The organism is Nonomuraea sp. NPDC049637, from assembly GCF_040675235.1.
Classification (GTDB): domain Bacteria; phylum Actinomycetota; class Actinomycetes; order Streptosporangiales; family Streptosporangiaceae; genus Nonomuraea.
The window spans coordinates 44477-62007 of the sequence record NZ_JBFAOM010000044.1 but is presented as its reverse complement, the minus strand read 5'-3'; the positions used below and the strand labels follow the sequence as shown (position 1 = coordinate 62007).

Here is a 17531-nt window from a genome sequence, read left to right as displayed (position 1 = left end):
CGGATGCTGCCCTGGACGGTCTGGCTGTGCGACCTCGACGGCACGCTGGTGGACTCGGCCCCCGCGCACGAGGCCGCCTTCCGCCACGCCCTGGCCGAGCACGCGCCCGGCGCGCTGGAGACCTTCCGCTACGCCGACCACGCGGGCGCGAGCACCGCCGCGGTGGCCGCCCGGCTGACCGGCGACCCGGCGGCGGCCGGCCGGCTGGCGCGGCACAAGCAGCGGCTCTACCGCGGCTACGTCGAGGCGGGCCTGGTGCGGCCGTTCCCCGGCGCGCGCCGCCTGCTGGCCGCGCTGGGCGCGGCGGGCCGGGCCGCGTACCTGGTCACGGGCGGCAGCCGGGCCTCGGTGGAGCGGGTGCTGGCCGCGTGCCCGCTGCCGGTGCGCGGCGTGCTGACCGCCGACGACGTGCCGGTGAGCAAGCCCGACCCGGGGTTCTACGCCGCGGCCTGCCGCCGCTGGGGCGTGCGCCCGGCCGCGGCCGTGGCGCTGGAGGACTGCGCGCACGGCGTGGCGTCGGCCGTCGGCGCCGGGCTGGCGACGCTGCACGTGCACACCGCCGAGCCCGCGCCCGGCGCGGTCGCGGCCCCTGACCTGGACCACATCGTGTCCCTGCTGGAGAGGTGATCGGCGACGTGAGTGAACGGCGGGTGTGCGCGGTGATCCCGGCCGCCGGACGCGGGACGCGGCTCGGCCACGACCTCCCGAAGATCATGATCAGCCTGGCCGACGGCGTCACCGTGTGGGACGTCCTGCACCGGCGGCTGCGCCCGGCGGCCGGGCACGTGCACGTGGTGGTGTCCCCGGCGGGCGCGGGGCCGTTCGGCGAGCTGGTGGCGGGGACGCCCGGGGTGTCGGTGAGCGTTCAGGAGCGGCCGACCGGGATGGGCGCGGCGATCTTCGGCGCGGCCGGGCACTGGGCCGGGTACGAGACGATCCTGGTGGTCTGGGGCGACCAGGCGAACCTGTCGGCGCGGACCGTGCGCCGGGTCGTCGCCGCCCATCCGGGCGAGGGGCTGACCCTGCCGCTGGTGCCGATGGACGACCCGTACGTGGAGTACGAGCTGGCCGGGGGCGAGCTCGTCCGGGTGCGGCAGTCGCGCGAGGGCGAGGCGTGCCGGCCGGGCGGGCTCAGCGACATCGGGGTGTTCTGCCTGGCCACCGCGGGCCTGCGGGAGGCGTGGGAGCGGTACGCGGCGGGCGCGGCGCGCGGCGCGGCCACCGGCGAGGTGAACTTCCTGCCGTTCCTGGCGCATCTGTCGCGGGCCGAGGGATGGCCGGTGACGGTCGTGCCGGTGACCGACCCGGCCGAGGCGCGCGGCGTCAACACGGCCGACGACCTGGAGTTCGCCCGGCGGGCGTACGCGCGGTGCACGGGCTGAGTGGCCGCGCGGCGGACCTCGTCCGTGGGCACCGGTGGGCGGCGGGGCCGACGCTGGTGAGCACGGCGGCCAGCGGCCTGGCGGCGGCCACCACGCTGGTCGTCGCGCGGGGCGCGGGGGCGAGCGCGTTCGGCCGGTTCACGGTGGTGTTGTCGATCGCGTTGATCGTCACCGTGGTGATGTTGACGAGCCTGCACTACGTCGTGCTCCAGGAGCTGCCGCGGGCCGCGCCGGGCGAGCGTCCTGCGCTGGTCACGACGGCGCTGGCGGCGACGCTGGCGATGAGCGCCGGGCTGGCCGCGCTGGGCCTGCTGGCCGCCCCGCTGCTCACGCCCGCGCTGAACGTGGACGTCCCCACATTGGCCTACGGGCTGGCGCTGGCGGCGTCGATGACGGTCAACCAGCTCGCGGACGGGTTCCTGCGGGGGCTCGGCCGGTTCGCGCTGGTGGCCCGGCTCAAGCTGGCGGTCGCGGTCGCCTACCTGGGCGCCGCCTGCTTCTGCCTGCTGGTGCTGGGCATCAGGGACGCCGGGCCGTACCTGGTCGCGCTGATCGCGACGAACGCGGCGTTCGCGGTGGTGGCGACGGCGGCGGCCGGGGTGCGGCCGCGGGCGTTCTCGGCGCGGCTGGCCGGCTCGCTCTACCGGCACGGCGCGTACGTGACGGCCGTCGCCGCGCTGACCGGCCTGCTGTTCGGCGTGGACGTGCTCTACCTGAACCACTGGGCGGCCCCGGCCGACGTCGGCGTGTACGCGGTCTACAACGGCTTCCCCAAGCGGCTGCTCGGCGTGGTGTTCACCGACGGCGTGCTGCTGGTGCTGCTGCCCAGGATGGCGACCGCCGACAAACCGCTGCTGATGCGGCGGATCGCCCGGCTGGTCCCGGCCGTGGCGGGGGCGACGGCGGTCTTCTCCTTCGCCGCGAGCACGGTGTTCTTCCTGCTGATGGGCGGCGAGTACCCGTACTCGACCGGGCTGATGACGCTGTCGGCGCTGGGCATCGGGGCGCACACGGCGTTCAACCTGTACTCGGTGGCGCTGTCCATGGACGGGGTGCGCGGCGCCCGCGTGCTGATCGGCTGCCTGCTCGTGAGCGCGCCGGTCGCGCTCGCCGTGCCGGCCTGGTGCGTCCGGTGGCACGGGGTGGCCGGCGGCCTGGCCGGGTTCGCGCTGGTCAACCTCCTCCTGCTGGCCGTCGTGGCCGTGACGGCCGCGCGCGTCTACCTCAAGGACCTGTCATGAGAATCGCCTGCGTGGTCAACCAGTTCCCGCCCAACGTCACGGCGGGGCTCGGCCGCTACGTCGAGCTGATCACCCCGTGGCTCGCCCGCGAGCACGAGCTCACCGTCCACACGCTCAACGTCGGCGACCTGCCGGTGGACGAGCGCGTGGACGGCGTCACCGTGCACCGGCCGCGCGTCCGGCTGCCCGGCGCGCGCGGGCGGCGGCTCAACCGCACCCGTCGCGCCGAGTTCCTGCTGCTGGCCGCGCAGGTCGTGGTCAGCGACTGGCGGTACGTGCGGCGGCTGCGCCGCGGCGCGCGGCCGGACCTGGTCGCCGTGCACGACTCGACGAACTTCCTGGCCGCCCTGCTCTGCCACCACCTGCTGCGGCTGCCGGTGGTCCTGCACGTGCACACCACCGAGTACGGCGTGGCCGCGCAGCGCAGCATCCGCGACCCGCTGAACCTGTTCGCGGCGCTGGAACGCCACCTGGCCCGGATCTCGCGGCGGGTGGTGGTGGCCACGCCCGAGGTGCGCGAGCAGCTTCTCGCCGCGGGGTGGCGGCGTACGCCCGTCGACGTGGTGCCGCTCGGCGGCACGTACGAGCGGGTCGTCGCCGATCCGGCCTTCGACCGGGACGCGCTGCGGCGGGGCGCGGCGGCGCTGCGGCGGCGGCTGGGGTTGTCCGAGCGGGACAAGGTGCTGCTGTTCATCGGCAGGATCGAACGCCAGAAGGGCGTCTACCAGTTGCTGGAGGCGATGCGGACGGCGTCGGCCGCCGTGCCGGGGCTGCGGCTGCTGATCGTCGGCGAGGGGGACGAGGTGGGCGTCCGGCGCATCGTGGCCGCGACCGGGCTGCGCGGGCGGGTGCTCACCTCGGGCCGCTTCGTCACCGGCCGCGAGCTGCTGGAGTACTACGAGCTGGCCGACGCGTGCGTGTTCCCCTCGCTGTTCGAGCCGTTCGGGCTGGTCGCGACCGAGGCGATGGCCCTGGGACGGGCGACGCTCCTGGGCGACGGCTTCTCCCGGATCTTCCTCGGGGACGACCCGGCGCGGCCCGCGGCGCGGTTCGTCCGGGCCGCCGAGCCGGCCGACATCGCGCGCGGGATCGTCGACGTCATGTCGGACGAGGCGCTGCGGCGGTCGCTGGGCGAGCGCGGCGAGCGGTTCGTCCGCGAGAGCCTGAGCTGGGAGCGCGCGGCGGCGGCCACGACCGCGGTCTACCGGGCGGCGCTCAAGCCGCCCGCCTCCTAGAGGGTCAGGCCGGGCCGCCCCGCAGCACGCGCAGGGAGCCGACGGCCAGGCCGGTGACCAGCACCACGTGCACGGCCAGGTGCACGGCCATGAAGTAGGCGGTGAAGGCCGGGCCGCGCTCCCGGTGGACGAACCGCAGCAGCTCCGGATCGGCCACCACGAACCACCCGACCAGCACGACGGGCACCGCGAACAGCGCCGGCGCGAACAGGCCGAGCGGCAGGCAGGCCAGCGCCAGCGCGCAGGCGAGGATGCCGGCCCGGCTGTTGGCGTTCTCCGGCTTGGCCGCGCCCCGCCTGGCCGTGGCCAGCGCGAGCGGGATCAGCGGCAGCGCCCGCCGCCACTGCTCCGACAACACGGGCAGGAAGCGGTGGCCCTCGTCGTGTCGGCCGGCCACGGCGTCGGTCAGCACGATCCGGGTGTGGACGGCCAGGCGGCTGCTGTACTCGACGTCCTCGCAGTCGCGCAGGCTCTCGTCGAGCCGGCCGGCCCGGGTCAGCACGTCACGGCGGATGGCGGCCAGGGCGAACACGACACTGTTGACCTCGCCCAGGTGCCGGCGGCGCCAGTGGACCTGGTGCAGCAGCCGGTACCACTCGACCGGGCCGTCGTCGATCAGCGGCTCGGTGTCGTAGACGCCGTGCACGCAGCCGACGCCCGGATCGGCCTCCAGGATCGCGACGGCCTGCGCGACCGCGTCGGGCCGCAGCGCCACGTCGCTGTCCAGGAAGAAGATCACCTCGCCGGTCGTGTGCTCGACGCCGGCGTTCCTGGCCGCCGACACGCCGCGGTTCTCGGGCAGGCGCACGACCCGGCAGCCCAGCTCCTCGGCGAGGGCCGCCGAGCCGTCGGAGCCGGCGTCGTCGACGACCACGATCTCGTCGGGCAGGCGGGTCTGGGCCAGCACCGACTCCAGGCACAGGCGCAGGGTCCTGGCCGCGTTGTAGCACGGCACGATCAGCGAGACCGTCGTCACGAGCGTTGCCCTCCGGCGAGTTCCCCGGTCGCGGTCACCACGGCCCGCGGCCCTGCTCCATGATCTCGCACGGACCCCCGTCTCAGCCAGTCATGATCCCGCCGAGCACGTCGTCCAGGGTGACGACGCCGAGCACCCGTCCGGACTCGTCGGCGACCGCGGCGAGCTGGGCGCGGCGGGCGCGCATGACGGCCAGCACCTGGGCCAGGGTGGCGGTGGCGGGCACCTGCGGCAGGGCGCGCACGGGCAGCGGCTCGGCGGCGCCGTGGCCGTTCAGCGCGTCCAGGACGTGCAGGTAGCCGCGCAGCTCGGCGGGGTCGGCGCCGTGCACGGGGAAGCGGGAGTGGCCGTGGCGGCCGGCGTACCGTTGCAGGCCGGCGCTGTCGATGGTCTCGGGCACGCTGACGACCTCGCTCATCGGCACCATTACCGAGCCGACCGGGCGGGCGTGCAGGGCGAGGGTGGCGATCAGGCGGTCGCGCTCGTCCTGGCGGAGCAGGCGGTGGCGGCGCGACTCCTCGATGAGCACGGGCAGCTCGCCGGAGGTGTAGACGGTACGGACCTCCTCGGCGGAGGGGACGCGCAGCAGCCGCAGCACCACCCCCGCCATGGCCTTGACCAGCGTCAGCACCGGCCGGGTCGCCCTGGCCAGCACGAACAGCGGCGGCACCAGCCACAGCGCGGCCACGTCGGGCGCCGACAGCGCCAGGTTCTTCGGCACCATCTCACCGATGATCACGTGCGCCGCGACCACCAGCAGCAGGGCCACCGCGAAGGCGATCGGATGGACCAGCCGCTCGGGCAGCCCTGCGGCGGCCAGCAGCGGCCCGACCGCGCCGGCCACCACCGGCTCCCCGGCCGCGCCGAGCACCAGCGAGGCCAGCGTCACGCCGAGCTGCGCCGCCGCCAGCATGGTGGGGACGGCGTTCATGGCGGCGAGCACGGCCTGCGCCCGCCGCGACCCCTCGCGCGCCCGCGGCTCGATCAGGGTGCGGCGGGCGGAGATGAGCGCGAACTCCGCGCCCACGAAGAAGCCGTTGACGGCCAGCAGCAGCACGATGACCAGCCCTTGGACGAGGCTCACCGGCGCTCCCCCGCCGGGCCCGGCGCGGTCAGCGTGACCTGCTCGACCCGGCGTCCCCGCATGGTCTCCACGCGCAGGACCCACTCGCGGACCACCACCTCGTCGCCGGGGTCCGGGATGCGGCCGAGCGCGGCCAGCACCAGCCCGGCGAGCGTCTCGTAGGGGCCCTGCGGCATGCGGAAGCCGGTGCGCTCCTCGACCTCGTCGGCGCGCAGCAGGGCCGGCAGGTGCACGGAGGCGCCCGGCGCGAGCAGCACGGGCGAGGGCTCGTCGGACTGCTCCTCGGGCAGGTCGTACTCGTCGGCGATGTCGCCGATCAGCTCCTCCGCCAGGTCCTCGACGGTGACGACGCCGGCCAGGCCGCCGTACTCGTCGATCACGACGGCCATCTCGGCGCGGGCGGCGGCCAGGCGCTCCTGCACGACCTCCAGCCGCAGCGTCTCGGGCACCTGGAGGGCGGGCCGGGCGATCGCGGCCACCGGGGTCGTGTCGCGTTCGGACGGCGGCACCGCGCAGGCGCCGGGGACGCTGGCGATGCCGAGGATGTCGTCGCGTTCCGCGCCGCAGACCGGGATGCGCAGGTGGCGGCGGCTCCTGGCCAGCTTGAGGAAGTCGGCGACGCTGGTGGCGCCGGGGACGGTCACGCAGTCCGTACGCGGGGTCATGGCCTCGGCCGCGGTCTTGCCGCCGAAGCGCAGGGCCCGCTGGAGCATGGCGGCGGTGCCGGGCTGGAGCACGCCGGCCTCGGCCGACAGGCGTACCAGGAGGCCCAGCTCCTCGGGCGAGCGGGCGGAGGCCAGCTCCTCCTGCGGCTCGGCGCCGAGCCGTCGGACGATCGCGTCGGCCACCGCGTTGCACAGCCGGATCAGCGGCCCGCACGCCGCCGAGAACGCCCGCTGCGGCGGCGTCGCCAGCCGGGCCACCGCGAGCGGCCTGGACAGGGCGGCGTTCTTGGGCACCAGCTCGCCCAGCACCATCTGCGCCACCGTGGACAGCGCGATCGCCAGCACGACCGGCGCCGCCGGGACGCCGCCGAGCAGCGGGTCGAGCAGGTCGGCGATGGCGGGCTCGGCCACGACGCCGAGCAGCAGCGAGGTGACGGTGATGCCGAGCTGGGCGCCCGACAGGTGGAACGACAGCCGTTGCACCGCGGCCTCGACGCCCTGGGCGCCCCGGTCGCCGTCCTCGGCGAGCTGGCGGACCTGGCCGCGTTCGACGGTGACGAGGGAGAACTCGGCCGCGACGAAGATGCCGTTGGCCAGGATCAGGGCCAGGGCCGCGAGCAGCTGGACGGCGTCGAGGAGCACGTCAGCCCGGGCCCTCGGGTAACGCCGCGGGCGGCCGGTCGTACTCAGACTCCACGGGCGAAAGCTAGCATCCGGGTCGGGCGTGCGGAAGTCATGACGAACCGCCAGTGATCAGACGTTGCCCATCACGCGCGTCACCTGGATCTCCAGCACCACCCTGGACGGGTTGGGCCGGGGCGGCTTGTAGCGGGCGGTGTACCGGCGTTCGGCGTCGGCGACCTGTTCGGGCTCGGTGCGCACCACGGCCCGGCCCTCCAGGGTGGACCAGCGGCGGCCGTCGACCTGGCACAGCGACACCGCGGCGCCGTCCGCGCCGATCAGCCTGGCCTTGCGCGAGGAGCCGGAGGTGATCACGCGGGCGGTCGCGGTGTCCAGGTCGAGGGTCGCGCCGACGGGCACGACGTGCGGCGGGCCGCCGTCGCGGGCGGTGGCGAGCGTGCACAGGTGCCGCTCCTGCCAGAACGCGGCGAACGCCTCGCCCAGCTCGGCCAGGTCCACGATCCTCCTCAGGGTTTCCGGACGCCTCCTCAGGGTTTCCGGACGCCTGCTCGGGGCGCCGGACGCCCGCTCAGGGCCTCCGGGCGAGCGACATCGTATCCGCCCGGCGAAGGGGCGGCTCAGGAGGCCGGGCCCTGGCGGGCGTGGGAGGTGTAGATCCCGACCTCGTCGGGGCGGATCAGGCCGTCCTGGATGGCGCAGATGAGCAGTTTCTCCTTGGTCGGCGCGGGCCGGCCGGCCGCCGCGTACTTGACCCTGGCGCGGTCGATGTACTGGCGCACGGTGCGTTCCTTGATGCCCATGCGGGCCGCGACCGACGCCTTCGACATCGACTGGAACCAGAACAGCAGCGCCGCCCGCTCCTTGTCCGACAGCTGGGGGCGATGGGGGCCCTCGTCCGTGGCGATGGCCTGGGCCATGGGCAGCGTCACGGACGGCCGGTCGGCGGCCACCTCCATGATCGTCTCCAGGCAGGACTCCCGGGTGGCGCGTCCCTTGCCGATGAACGCCGACGCGCCCGCGTCCAGCACCGCCCGGACGATCTCGGGCTCCTCGTGCTCGGAGAAGACGATCACCCGCTGGCCGCCCGCGCACAGGCCGCCCACCCGGTCGGCGACCATCGTGCCGTTGAGGTTGAGGTCGAGCAGCAGCACGTCGGCGGCCACGCCGCGGACCGACTCGATCGTGGGCCCCTGGGCGACCAGCTCGACGCCGCTGCCCGGCCCGAACCAGGAGCGCACGCCGTCCACCACCACCTGGTGGTCCTCGACCAGGGCGACCGTCACGGGCGCTGCCAGATGCTGTTGACCCATACCTCCCCTCCCTGGCGCTGGTAGGTGACCACGACCCCGCTGGGCTCGCGCACCGGGGTGGGGCTGACCGGCAGGTCGTCGTTGTCGGCGACGACGGCCACGCTCACCATGGCCGACATCGCCGACACGGTGACCCTGGCCCGCGAGCGGGCGCCGTCCAGCGCCAGGACCGGCGCCCTGAGCAGATCCTCCCGCACGCCCTCGGGCAGCGCGGGCAGGTTCTCGCCGAACGGCGGCGCGGTCACCAGCACCTGACGCCGCTCGGCCGCGTCGATGCGCTCGCGCAGCGCGGCCACCAGCGCGTCCGGGACGTCCTCGCGCTCGGTGATCAGGCGGCGCAGCCGCATGGCGCCGGCCGTGCAGTCCTCACGGACGCGCGGGTCGCCGGGGTCGGCCCCGTCGGCGAGCTGCTGGAGCAGCGACTCGGCCACGTCCCTGATGGCGGCGTACCTGCGGATGCGGTCGGCGTGGATGCTCCTGGCCGACTCCCGCCAGGCGTCGTCGGCGGCGAGCCGGCGGGCCAGCAGCACGGCGTCCTCGGCGCGGGCGCGCAGCAGCGCGCAGCCGGCCGTGTAGCCGAGCTGCATGGTGACGCCGCCGACGATGACCACCAGGTACTTGGCGAGCGAGACCCGGTCGAGCGCCCCGGCGACGGCCATCGCGGCCAGCATGACGGCGGCGTTGACGGCCAGGAACGCCCCCAGCTCCGTCCGCCAGCGCGGCCGGTTCCAGGCCAGCATGACGCCCAGCCAGCCGACCGACCCCCATCCCCAGTCGCTGATGCCGAGCAGGTCCTGCGGGCGGCAGGCCACGATCACCGCGACGTCGGCGGCCAGCGCCGCGACCGCCAGGCCGAGGACGCGGTCGGGGCCGCGCGAGGTGCGCGCGAGCGACAGGCCCGCGATCACGCCGACCGCCGTGTAGACGACCCAGGCGGCCGCCGCGAGCACCGGCCACCGGAAGGAGCTCCAGCCGGTGACGGTGACGGTGAGGTCGTAGCCGGTGTGCCAGAAGCCGGCGATGACGGCCGCGCCGAGCGCGGTGTAGCGGGCGTAGCGCTGGGCGACCTGCTCGATGTCGTCGGTCACGGCCGCCACCACATGCTCACCCGCGTGCCGGTGCGGCCGGAGGAGATCCGGGCGCCGCCGCCGCGCAGCTCGTTCATCGTGTCGAGGATCGAGCCGCGCACGCCGAACCGGTCGGGCGGCAGGCGGTCCTGGTCGAAGCCGTGGCCCGCGTCGGCGACCTCCACCCGGATCTCGCCGTCGTGCCCGCTGGAGACCAGGACGGCCTCGGCCACGCCGGCGTGCAGCGCGACGTTGGCCAGGGCCTCGGTGACGGCGCGGGCGAAGTGCTCGGCGACGTCGCCGGGGACGGTCTGCGGGATCAGCCGGCGGCGCACGTCCAGGCCGGGCACGCGGCCGGCCACCTCGTCGAGCAGGGCGTCGAGGGCGATGAGGGCGGTCTCGGGGCGCGGCCGGTCGCGCAGCTTCTCCAGCGCGGCCAGGTCGGCGCCCACCTGGGAGCGCAGGGTGGGCGACGGCTCGTCGTAGGTGCCGAGGCCGACCATGGTCAGGGTGTGCAGGGCGGTCTCGTGGATGCTGGCGGCCTGGCGCAGCTCGTCCTCGCGGCGCAGGCGTTCGACCATGAGGGCGATCTCGGCCCGCGCGCTCTCGCGCAGGAACGCGTCGGCGGAGGCGGCCGAGCGGCGCAGCAGCGTCATCAGCATCACGATCGCCAGGAGCTGGACGAGGTGGATGCCCAGCGTGCCGGCCACGTCCTGGGACGGCGCGGCGAGCCGCACCCCCGCCAGGTACGCCCCCGCCACGGCCAGCCCGGCCGGCACGGCGATCCGGGGCCGCCAGGTCACCCCGATGACGACGATCGTCATGGTGACCAGCCCCGCGATCCAGCTCGACCCGGCGTCGAACGCCCGGACGGGCACCAGGTGGCGCTGGGCCAGGCAGGCCGCCACGGTGGTCGCCGCGTCACCGGCCACGAGCCAGTGCGGCAGCGGCTCCTCGCCGCGCAGCCGGCGCAGGTACAGCCCGGTCCACACCAGGCCCGCCGCCAGCGCGGGCGCCAGCCACGCGGCCGAGACCGGCGGGACCGCGCCGAGGCCGGCCGCGACCACCGACACCAGGCCGACGGCCCCGCGCGCGCCCGCGGCGGTACGCGCGACGGCCTTGTCGAGCTGCCGGGTCGCGGAGTCGTACCTCGTGTCGTGCCGCGTGTCGTGTCTCGGGTCGAGCCTGTCGCCGAGACGCGTGGAGCCGGGGTGAGCCATGTGCGATCCGCCCGCGAAGAGAGCACAGGACGGGTCTCACAATATCGACTTCGGACAGGCTTGTTCCCGTCATGACGGTCGGCTGGTTCCATGGCTCTTCCTCGGGGGGCCGGCGGCTCTCCGGCGCGCGTGCGCCGCCCTGCCCCACTGTGGGTCGCGCGGGCCCGCGGCGGCATGACGGCCGATCGGCCGTCGTGCCGCCACGACGGCTGATCGGCCGTCAGTCGCATCCCACGTAAGAGGGGTGTACTGGGCAGGTGTCGTCGCGCGCGACGGGAGGGACGATCATGACTGTTTTCTCGATCTCGATTCTGCTCGGCTGCCTCTCGGTGATGGCGGTCCGGGGCCGCCGGGGGGACTGGCCGCCCGGCATGCCGGCGGCGCGGCCCAGGCTGGTGACCGCGGGCGGCACCTACGACGGCTCGCACGGCCACCCCTCCGACGCCTACGTCGTCCAGGAGCGGCTGATCGCGCTTGCCGACGGGCAGGGCGGCACGGAGGTCGCGCACACGGCGGCCGCGCTGGCCCTGGGCGCCGTGGTCGCCGCCCGCCCGCAGCACTCCGCCCGGCGGGAGGAGGACATGGACGAGTGCGCCCAGGCCGCCCACCGGGCCGTCCGGCGGGCCGCGTTGCGCACGCCGTCCAAGCCGGGGCTGGTCACGACGATGGACCTGCTGGTGCTCGTCCCCGGGGAGACGCCGTGCCTGCGTTTCGCCCATGTGGGCAACGGCGCGATCTGGCACTGCGCCAAGGGCGGCAGGCCGCGCCGGCTCACCACGTCGCACTCCTTCGACGACGGGCCGCTGCTGCGCGGGATCGGGCTGGCCTCCACGCTGAACCCCGAGGTCGGCACCGTGCCGCTGCGGCCGGGTGACCGCGTGGCGGTCGTCACCGACGGCGTGCTGAAGGCGCTGGGCGAGCACCGGCTGGCCGAGCTGCTGGCCGTCGGCCCGTCCCCGGCCGCCTGCCTGGACCGGCTGTACGACGAGGTGGCCGCCGCGGCGCCCAAGGACGACGCGACGATGGTCGTCGCCGACTTCGTCACCGCCTGACCGCCCGGCCGCCCGTGGAACGTGCCACCCGACACGAAGGCGGGGGCCGGGTGGCACGTCCGGCACGCGGGCGCGCCGGCGTTTCAGGCCAGGCGCTGGAGGAGGCCGTACACGAACAGGGCGCGGCGGGGCGTGCCCGCGCAGGCGAAGTCGACCGCCCAGTGGTGCGGGGCCGCCCCCTCGCCCTGGAAGCTCACCGGGAAGCTCGCGGCGACGTCGGCCACGACGCATTCCCACGGGGTCAGGCCGGCGGCCGACAGCCGCCGGTCGCCGCCGGGCCGCACGAACCACAGGTTCCACACCTCGCCGCCGGGGCCGGTCAGCGCCTCGAACTCCAGCTCCGGCCAGGACGGCAGCCGCCAGCGGGCCACCTCGCAGGTCAGGCTGCCGAACGGGGCCGCGCCGGCGTACGCGGGCGGGCCGAGCGCCATCCGCAGCGCGGCCCGTCCCTTGGGCGCCGCCGGGGAGTGGGCCAGCCGGGTCCAGTGGGTGTGGGCGGCGCGCAGCTCGGCGCGGGAGGCGTCCAGGTCGGCCAGCGCCTGCTCCACGCGCCGCGGGTTGAGGTCGCGCATGCGGTGCATCAGGGCCAGCTCGAACTGGCGTACGCCGAATCGCATGGCCCCCAGCCTGCCAGGCGTCGTGACCTGCGTATGCTCCCCGTCATGAACAAACGGGGGCAGATCACTCTCCGCGAGCTGCTCGCCTTCGACGAGGGCGGCGTCCTGCGGCTGCTGCTCGCGCCGTCGGGCCAGGACGTGCACGTGTCCGGCATGATCATCGGCGACGAGGGGCCCGCCCGCTCGTACGCGGGCCGGATCGTGCTCGCGGCCGGGCTGTTCCACTCCACCGGCGCGGCCACCGCCTCCATCCGCGAGGCGGCGCGGCGCGGCGCCGCGGCGGTGGTCGTGCGGGCCGGCGAGGACCTGGCCGACGACGCGCTCGACGCGGCCGAGCAGGTCGGCATCGCCCTGCTGGCCCGCGCCGACTGGGCCGACTGGGACGACGTGGCGACCCTGCTGCGCTCGGCCGCCGCCTACGGCGAGGCGGGACGCGGCGACCGGATGGCCGAGGCCACGGCGGGCGGCGGGCTGGCCGCGCTGGCCTCGGTGGTCGCCGAGTTCACCGGCGGCTCGATCACCATCGAGGACACCCAGTTCCGCGTGCTGGCGCACTCGGCCACCGGGCCGGAGGCCGACGAGCTGCGCCGCTCCACCATCCTGGGCGGCCGGGTGCCCGACTGGCGGGTGGACGAGCTGCGCCGCAGCGGCCTGCTGCGCACCCTGTGGTCCTCCGGCGAGGTGATCCACCGGCCCGCCGACGGCGACACCCCCGAACGGCTGATCATCGCCATCCGCAGCGGGCGGGAGATGCTGGGCTCGATCTGGGCCGCCGCCGACGGCCGCAGCCTGTCGCCCAACGCGGCCAGCGCGCTGAGCCGGGCCGCGGAGGTGGCGGTGCCGTACCTGGTGCAGCACCGGCTGCGGGAGAGCGGCGCGCGGCTGCGCGAGGAGCACGCGCTGCGCGGGCTGCTGGGCGGCGAGGGCGACATGAGCACCCACGCCTGGACGCTGGGCCTGCCGCCCGACCTGCGCTGCGCCGTCGTGATCGCCGAGACCGGACCCGACGCGGCGGGCGAGGGCGCGGCGGCCCGGGGCCCGGCCGGGGAGCGGGTGCTGGAGGTGCTCGCGCTGCACGCCGCCTCCTACCGGCCCGGGGTGCGGGTGCTGCGGGAGACGGGCCGGGTGCTGGCCCTGGTGCCGGTGCGCGGCGGCGACGAGCGGGACGTGCTCGGGCTGGCCCGCGAGCTGGACGGGCTGGCCGCCTCGACGCCGGGCGCCGCCGCGGTGCTGGTGGGAGCGGGGTCGGTGGCCGCCTCGCCGCTGGTCGCGGCGGGCTCGCGGGAGGAGGCCGACCTGGTCGTCCGGGTCCTGCGCGGCCGCGGCTCCGGCCCCCGCCACGCCCTGGCGGCCGACCTCGGCCCCGCCCTGGACGTGCTGCGCGTCCTGGACGCCGTCCGCCCGGTGTGGGAACGCGGCAGCGGCCCGGTGTACGACCTCGTCCACGCCGACCTGGCGGCGGGCGGCGAGCTGGTCCGCTCGATCGCCGCCTACCTCGACGCCGCGGGGGACGTCGGCCGCGCCGCCCGCCGGCTGGTCCTGCATCCGAACACCCTGCGCTACCGGCTGCGCCGCGTGCGCGAGCGGTTCGGCGTCGACCTCGACGACCCCGACACCCGGCTGCTGCTCACCCTCGCCGTCCGCCTGGCCGCCTGACCTGGGGCTCCGGATTTTCCTTGGCCGGTCGGACAAAGCCGCAGGTGGGCTTTGTCCGACCGGCTGAAGACGTGGCCTGCGGTCATGGCCGAATCTCGTCTGGCCCCCTCCGAAACTCCCTCTTTCCCGATGCATCCAGGAGCCTTGGACGTGATCCAGAGCAGTGCCACGCTCGCGCCCGCCCCGGCCCGCGGCACCACCGCCGAACGCGCCGCCCACGTGTTGCGCCATGCCGTACGCGCCGGTGCGCTCGGACCGGGCGAACCGGTCGCCGGTTTCGTCGACACCGCCGGCGTGCGGGACTCGGTCAGGGCGTTGCACGAGGCGTTCGGCGAGGTCCCGGACGTGCTGCACACCTTCGCCGCCAAGGCCGCGTCCCTGATCCCCGTCCTGCGGCTGCTGGCCGCCTCGGGCATGGGGTGCGAGGTGGCCAGCCCCGGCGAGCTGCGCATCGCGCTGGACGCCGGGTTCGCGCCGGGCACGATCGTCTTCGACTCCCCCGCCAAGACCCGCGAGGAGCTGCGCCAGGCGCTCTCGCTGGGCGTCGCGGTCAACGCCGACAGCCTGGCCGAGCTGCGCCGCATCGACGAGCTGCGCACGCCGGACTCCTCCTCGGTGCTGGGGCTGCGGGTGAACCCGCAGGTCGGCACCGGCACGATCGGCGCGATGAGCACCGCGACCGCCACCTCCAAGTTCGGCGTCGCGCTGCGCGACCCGGGGGCCCGCGAGGCGGTCGTCCGCGCGTTCGCCGAACGGCCCTGGCTGACCCGCCTGCACGCGCACGTGGGCTCCCAGGGCTGCCCGCTGGAGCTGATCGCGGCGGGCATCGCCGAAACGTACCGGCTGGCCGAGGAGATCAACGCGACGCTCGGCGTCCGGCAGATCACCAGCATCGACATCGGCGGCGGCCTGCCGGTGAACTTCGACGGCGACGAGGTGGCCCCCACCTACGCCGACTACGTCGCCACGCTGCGCGCGGCCGTCCCCGGGCTGTTCGACGGCAGGTACGCGCTGGTCACCGAGTTCGGCCGGTCGCTGCTGGCCAAGAACGGCTTCGTCGCGGCGCTGGTGGAGTACACCAAGGACGCCGGCGGGCGGCGGGTGGCGATCACCCACGCGGGCGCGCAGGTCGCCACCCGCACGGTGCTCATGCCGGACGCCTGGCCGCTGCGGGTCGGCGCGTACGGCCCGGCGGGCGACCCCAAGGACGGCCCCCTGCTCGCCCAGGACGTCGCGGGCCCGTGCTGCTTCGCCGGTGACGTGGTCGCGCACGCCAGGGAGCTGCCGGAGCTGGCCGAGGGCGACATCGTCGTGCTGCACGACACCGGCGCCTACTACTTCTCCACCCCGTGGGCCTACAACAGCCTGCCCTATCCGGCGGTGCACGGCTTCACCGTCACGGCGGACGGCGACGTCCGGCTGAGCGAGGTGCGCCCGGCGCAGACCCTGGACGAGATCGCCGCGGCCAGCGGGCTGGCGCAGGCCGACGCGCTGACCGGCCTCCTGGCGGCCACCGCCTGAACGCCCGCCGTCCCAACCGTGGCGGTATGTCCTGGTTTGCGGGGATTGTTTTCGCGGGTGGGGGTATGTCTACCAGCGAGTATGGAGTTCTCGCTCCATTTCGGGGGAACCTTCCGGGCCGTCGCCCGGAAGGCGCGACAGGCGGCTCTCCGCCTTGAGGGCCGCCGGATCCGGGGGAACCCACATGCGCAAGACGCTCACCGGCCTGGGGATGGCATTCTGCTTGGCGCTGGCCCCGGCCGCCACCGCTGTGGCGGACACGCCCGTCGTCCAGAGCCAGGCGACGCCGAGCCCGCAACCGACCGAGAACAGATACGACGAGGGCGGCGGCAACGGCGGTCTGTGGGGCCTGCTGGGGCTGCTCGGACTGCTGGGGCTGGCGGGCCTGCGCAAGGGCCGCAACCCGGTGGGGACGGCTGAGCACATGACCACCCGTCCCACAGGAACCACCGGTACCACGGGTACCACCGGGACCACGACGGGGACCACCGCCAACCCCACCCGCCCGCAGCGCCCGTAAGGAGGACGCGGGCGGTGCCCGGCACGCTCCGGCGCGCCGGGCACCGCGCTGCCCGCCCCGGGAGCCGCCGCCCCCGCAGCACCGCCCCCCATGGCCCGGGCCCGCAGACCGGTGCGCGCAGACCGGTGCGCGCAGACCGGCCCGCGCAGTCCGGTTGGCGTGGGTACGGGCCTCAGGCGGGGCGGGTGGCGATGACGGCGGCGGCGTCCAGTTCGTCCGAGACCGCGGCCCGCGCCTGGAGCCCCGCGGCCACGGCGGCCCGGACGGTGGCCGCGGCCTGCCGTTCGCTGGTCTCCACCAGCAGGTGCCCGCCCGGCGCGAGCCAGCCGGAGGCCCCCGCGATCACCCGGCGCACCACGTCGAGCCCGTCGCCGCCGCCGTCGAGCGCCATCAGCGGCTCGTGCAGGCGCGCCTCGGGCGGCAGCAGGCCGACCGACGCGGTGGGCACGTAGGGCGGGCTGGCGATCAGGATGCCGACGCGGCCGCGGAGCGAGCCGGGCAGGGCGTCGTACAGGTCGCCCTGGTGGACGTGGCCGCCGGGCAGGTTGAGCCGGGCGCAGCGCACGGCGGCGGGGTCGAGGTCGGCCGCGTGCACCTCGGTCTCCTCCCCCAGCGCCGCCACGACCGCGGCCCCCATCGCGCCCGTGCCGCAGCACAGGTCGAGCACGACGGGCGGGCGGCCGGCCCCGCGGGCCAGCGCGACGGCCTGGCGGATGAGGAACTCGGTGCGCGGACGCGGCACGAACACGCCGGGCTCGACGGCGATGCGCAGGCCGCAGAACCGCGCCCAGCCCAGGACGTGCTCAAGGGGCAGCCCGCCGGCCCGGCGCTCGACCATCCCGGCCAGCTCGGCAGGGGTACGGGCGGTGGAGACCAGCAGCTCGGCCTCGTCCTCGGCGAAGACGCAGCCGGCGGCGCGCAGCCGGGAGACGACGGCGGACAGGGGGATCGTGGAGGGGGACATGGGGAGCCTTCCGGGATGCCGATGGGCGCTCCCCGCGGTCACCCGGCCCAGGCGGGCCGGACGGGTGCCGAAAGGGAGCCCCAGCCTGACGAAGCGGTGATGGGTCTCACCTCCTACGGACGGTCTCGGCCAGAGACCGTCACAGTACCAGAGCCGTTCCGGCCCGACGCGGGCGGCCGCCGGGGATCTCTCCCGGTCACGCGCACGCCGTCACGCGGCTGATCACGTAGTAAGATGTCCGGGAGCTCGGCCGCGGAGATCGTCCCGGCGAGCGGGAGGCGGCCGCGGGAGCCGCGCGAGAAGTCCCGCCGATCACCTGACACGAACGAAGCGCACACCACTACGGTGTGCGCTTTTTGTCGTGCCCGAAAGCCGGACC

Annotated in this window: 17 protein-coding genes; 8 read left to right on the top strand and 9 right to left on the bottom strand. The window is 75.7% G+C overall.

The genetic code is table 11. The annotated features are described in order from the left end of the window. The first annotated feature begins 3 nt into the window (after positions 1 to 3). From AB0J71_RS39805 to AB0J71_RS39790, 4 genes are read left to right on the top strand one after another with little or no spacing between them, the layout of a single operon-like run. Positions 4 to 627 carry an HAD family phosphatase gene (locus AB0J71_RS39805; protein ID WP_352326584.1) on the top strand — a complete coding sequence of 208 codons (624 nt, stop codon included), beginning with the start codon at positions 4 to 6 and terminating at the stop codon, positions 625 to 627. A gap of 8 nt (positions 628 to 635) precedes the next feature. Next, the gene (locus AB0J71_RS39800) at positions 636 to 1382 is read left to right on the top strand and encodes an NTP transferase domain-containing protein (RefSeq protein ID WP_352326583.1); all 747 of its coding nucleotides are present in this window, start codon (positions 636 to 638) and stop codon (positions 1380 to 1382) included. Next, entirely contained in the window at positions 1370 to 2623 is a 1254-nt protein-coding gene (locus AB0J71_RS39795; RefSeq protein WP_364419255.1) for a hypothetical protein, read from the top strand. The genes AB0J71_RS39800 and AB0J71_RS39795 overlap by 13 nt, the downstream gene beginning before the upstream one ends. Continuing rightward, positions 2620 to 3858: a glycosyltransferase family 4 protein gene (locus tag AB0J71_RS39790; protein ID WP_364419253.1), complete on the top strand. Its 1239-nt coding sequence runs from the start codon at positions 2620 to 2622 to the stop codon at positions 3856 to 3858. Before AB0J71_RS39795 ends, AB0J71_RS39790 begins: the two co-directional genes overlap by 4 nt. A 4-nt stretch (positions 3859 to 3862) precedes the next feature. Here the strand turns inward: AB0J71_RS39790 and AB0J71_RS39785 are convergent, their stop codons facing one another. From AB0J71_RS39785 to AB0J71_RS39755, 7 genes are all read right to left on the bottom strand, one after another. Then, positions 3863 to 4834 (bottom strand): glycosyltransferase family 2 protein, encoded by a 972-nt coding sequence (locus AB0J71_RS39785; protein WP_352326578.1) that lies wholly within the window; start codon positions 4832 to 4834, stop codon positions 3863 to 3865. Positions 4835 to 4916: 82 nt separating this feature from the next. Beyond that, complete coding sequence (locus tag AB0J71_RS39780; protein WP_364419251.1) at positions 4917 to 5918, bottom strand: hemolysin family protein; 1002 nt, start codon at positions 5916 to 5918, stop codon at positions 4917 to 4919. Next, positions 5915 to 7225, bottom strand: a complete 1311-nt coding sequence (locus AB0J71_RS39775) for a hemolysin family protein (RefSeq protein WP_352326575.1) — start codon at positions 7223 to 7225, stop codon at positions 5915 to 5917. Before AB0J71_RS39775 ends, AB0J71_RS39780 begins: the two co-directional genes overlap by 4 nt. A gap of 111 nt (positions 7226 to 7336) precedes the next feature. Next, a complete protein-coding gene (locus AB0J71_RS39770; protein ID WP_352326573.1) occupies positions 7337 to 7723 on the bottom strand; it encodes a pyridoxamine 5'-phosphate oxidase family protein in 387 nt (128 codons plus the stop codon). A 119-nt stretch (positions 7724 to 7842) separates the two neighbouring features. Further along, complete coding sequence (locus AB0J71_RS39765; protein ID WP_352326571.1) at positions 7843 to 8535, bottom strand: sigma factor-like helix-turn-helix DNA-binding protein; 693 nt, start codon at positions 8533 to 8535, stop codon at positions 7843 to 7845. Continuing rightward, positions 8505 to 9623, bottom strand: coding sequence for a hypothetical protein (locus AB0J71_RS39760; RefSeq protein ID WP_364419249.1), 1119 nt, complete (start codon positions 9621 to 9623; stop codon positions 8505 to 8507). Before AB0J71_RS39760 ends, AB0J71_RS39765 begins: the two co-directional genes overlap by 31 nt. Beyond that, positions 9620 to 10822: a hypothetical protein gene (locus AB0J71_RS39755; protein WP_352326568.1), complete on the bottom strand. Its 1203-nt coding sequence runs from the start codon at positions 10820 to 10822 to the stop codon at positions 9620 to 9622. Before AB0J71_RS39755 ends, AB0J71_RS39760 begins: the two co-directional genes overlap by 4 nt. A gap of 287 nt (positions 10823 to 11109) precedes the next feature. On the opposite strand from AB0J71_RS39755, the gene AB0J71_RS39750 reads away from it, so the two are divergent. Beyond that, positions 11110 to 11874 (top strand): SpoIIE family protein phosphatase, encoded by a 765-nt coding sequence (locus AB0J71_RS39750; protein ID WP_352331291.1) that lies wholly within the window; start codon positions 11110 to 11112, stop codon positions 11872 to 11874. An 83-nt stretch (positions 11875 to 11957) separates the two neighbouring features. Here AB0J71_RS39750 and AB0J71_RS39745 read toward each other — a convergent pair whose 3' ends face one another. Next, the gene (locus AB0J71_RS39745; RefSeq protein WP_352331293.1) at positions 11958 to 12491 is read right to left on the bottom strand and encodes a hypothetical protein; all 534 of its coding nucleotides are present in this window, start codon (positions 12489 to 12491) and stop codon (positions 11958 to 11960) included. A 45-nt stretch (positions 12492 to 12536) separates the two neighbouring features. Here AB0J71_RS39745 and AB0J71_RS39740 point away from each other — a divergent pair, with 45 nt between their 5' ends. The 3 genes from AB0J71_RS39740 to AB0J71_RS39730 all read left to right on the top strand — a co-directional run bounded on the left by AB0J71_RS39740 (position 12537) and on the right by AB0J71_RS39730 (position 16188). Further along, positions 12537 to 14147 carry a helix-turn-helix domain-containing protein gene (locus AB0J71_RS39740; protein ID WP_364419247.1) on the top strand — a complete coding sequence of 537 codons (1611 nt, stop codon included), beginning with the start codon at positions 12537 to 12539 and terminating at the stop codon, positions 14145 to 14147. 150 nt (positions 14148 to 14297) lie between these two features. Continuing rightward, complete coding sequence (locus AB0J71_RS39735; RefSeq protein ID WP_364419245.1) at positions 14298 to 15668, top strand: diaminopimelate decarboxylase; 1371 nt, start codon at positions 14298 to 14300, stop codon at positions 15666 to 15668. Positions 15669 to 15852: 184 nt separating this feature from the next. Further along, a complete protein-coding gene (locus AB0J71_RS39730; protein ID WP_364392173.1) occupies positions 15853 to 16188 on the top strand; it encodes a WGxxGxxG family protein in 336 nt (111 codons plus the stop codon). 172 nt (positions 16189 to 16360) lie between these two features. Here the strand turns inward: AB0J71_RS39730 and AB0J71_RS39725 are convergent, their stop codons facing one another. Continuing rightward, complete coding sequence (locus AB0J71_RS39725; protein WP_352327674.1) at positions 16361 to 17152, bottom strand: putative protein N(5)-glutamine methyltransferase; 792 nt, start codon at positions 17150 to 17152, stop codon at positions 16361 to 16363. Between the last annotated feature and the right edge of the window lie 379 nt (positions 17153 to 17531).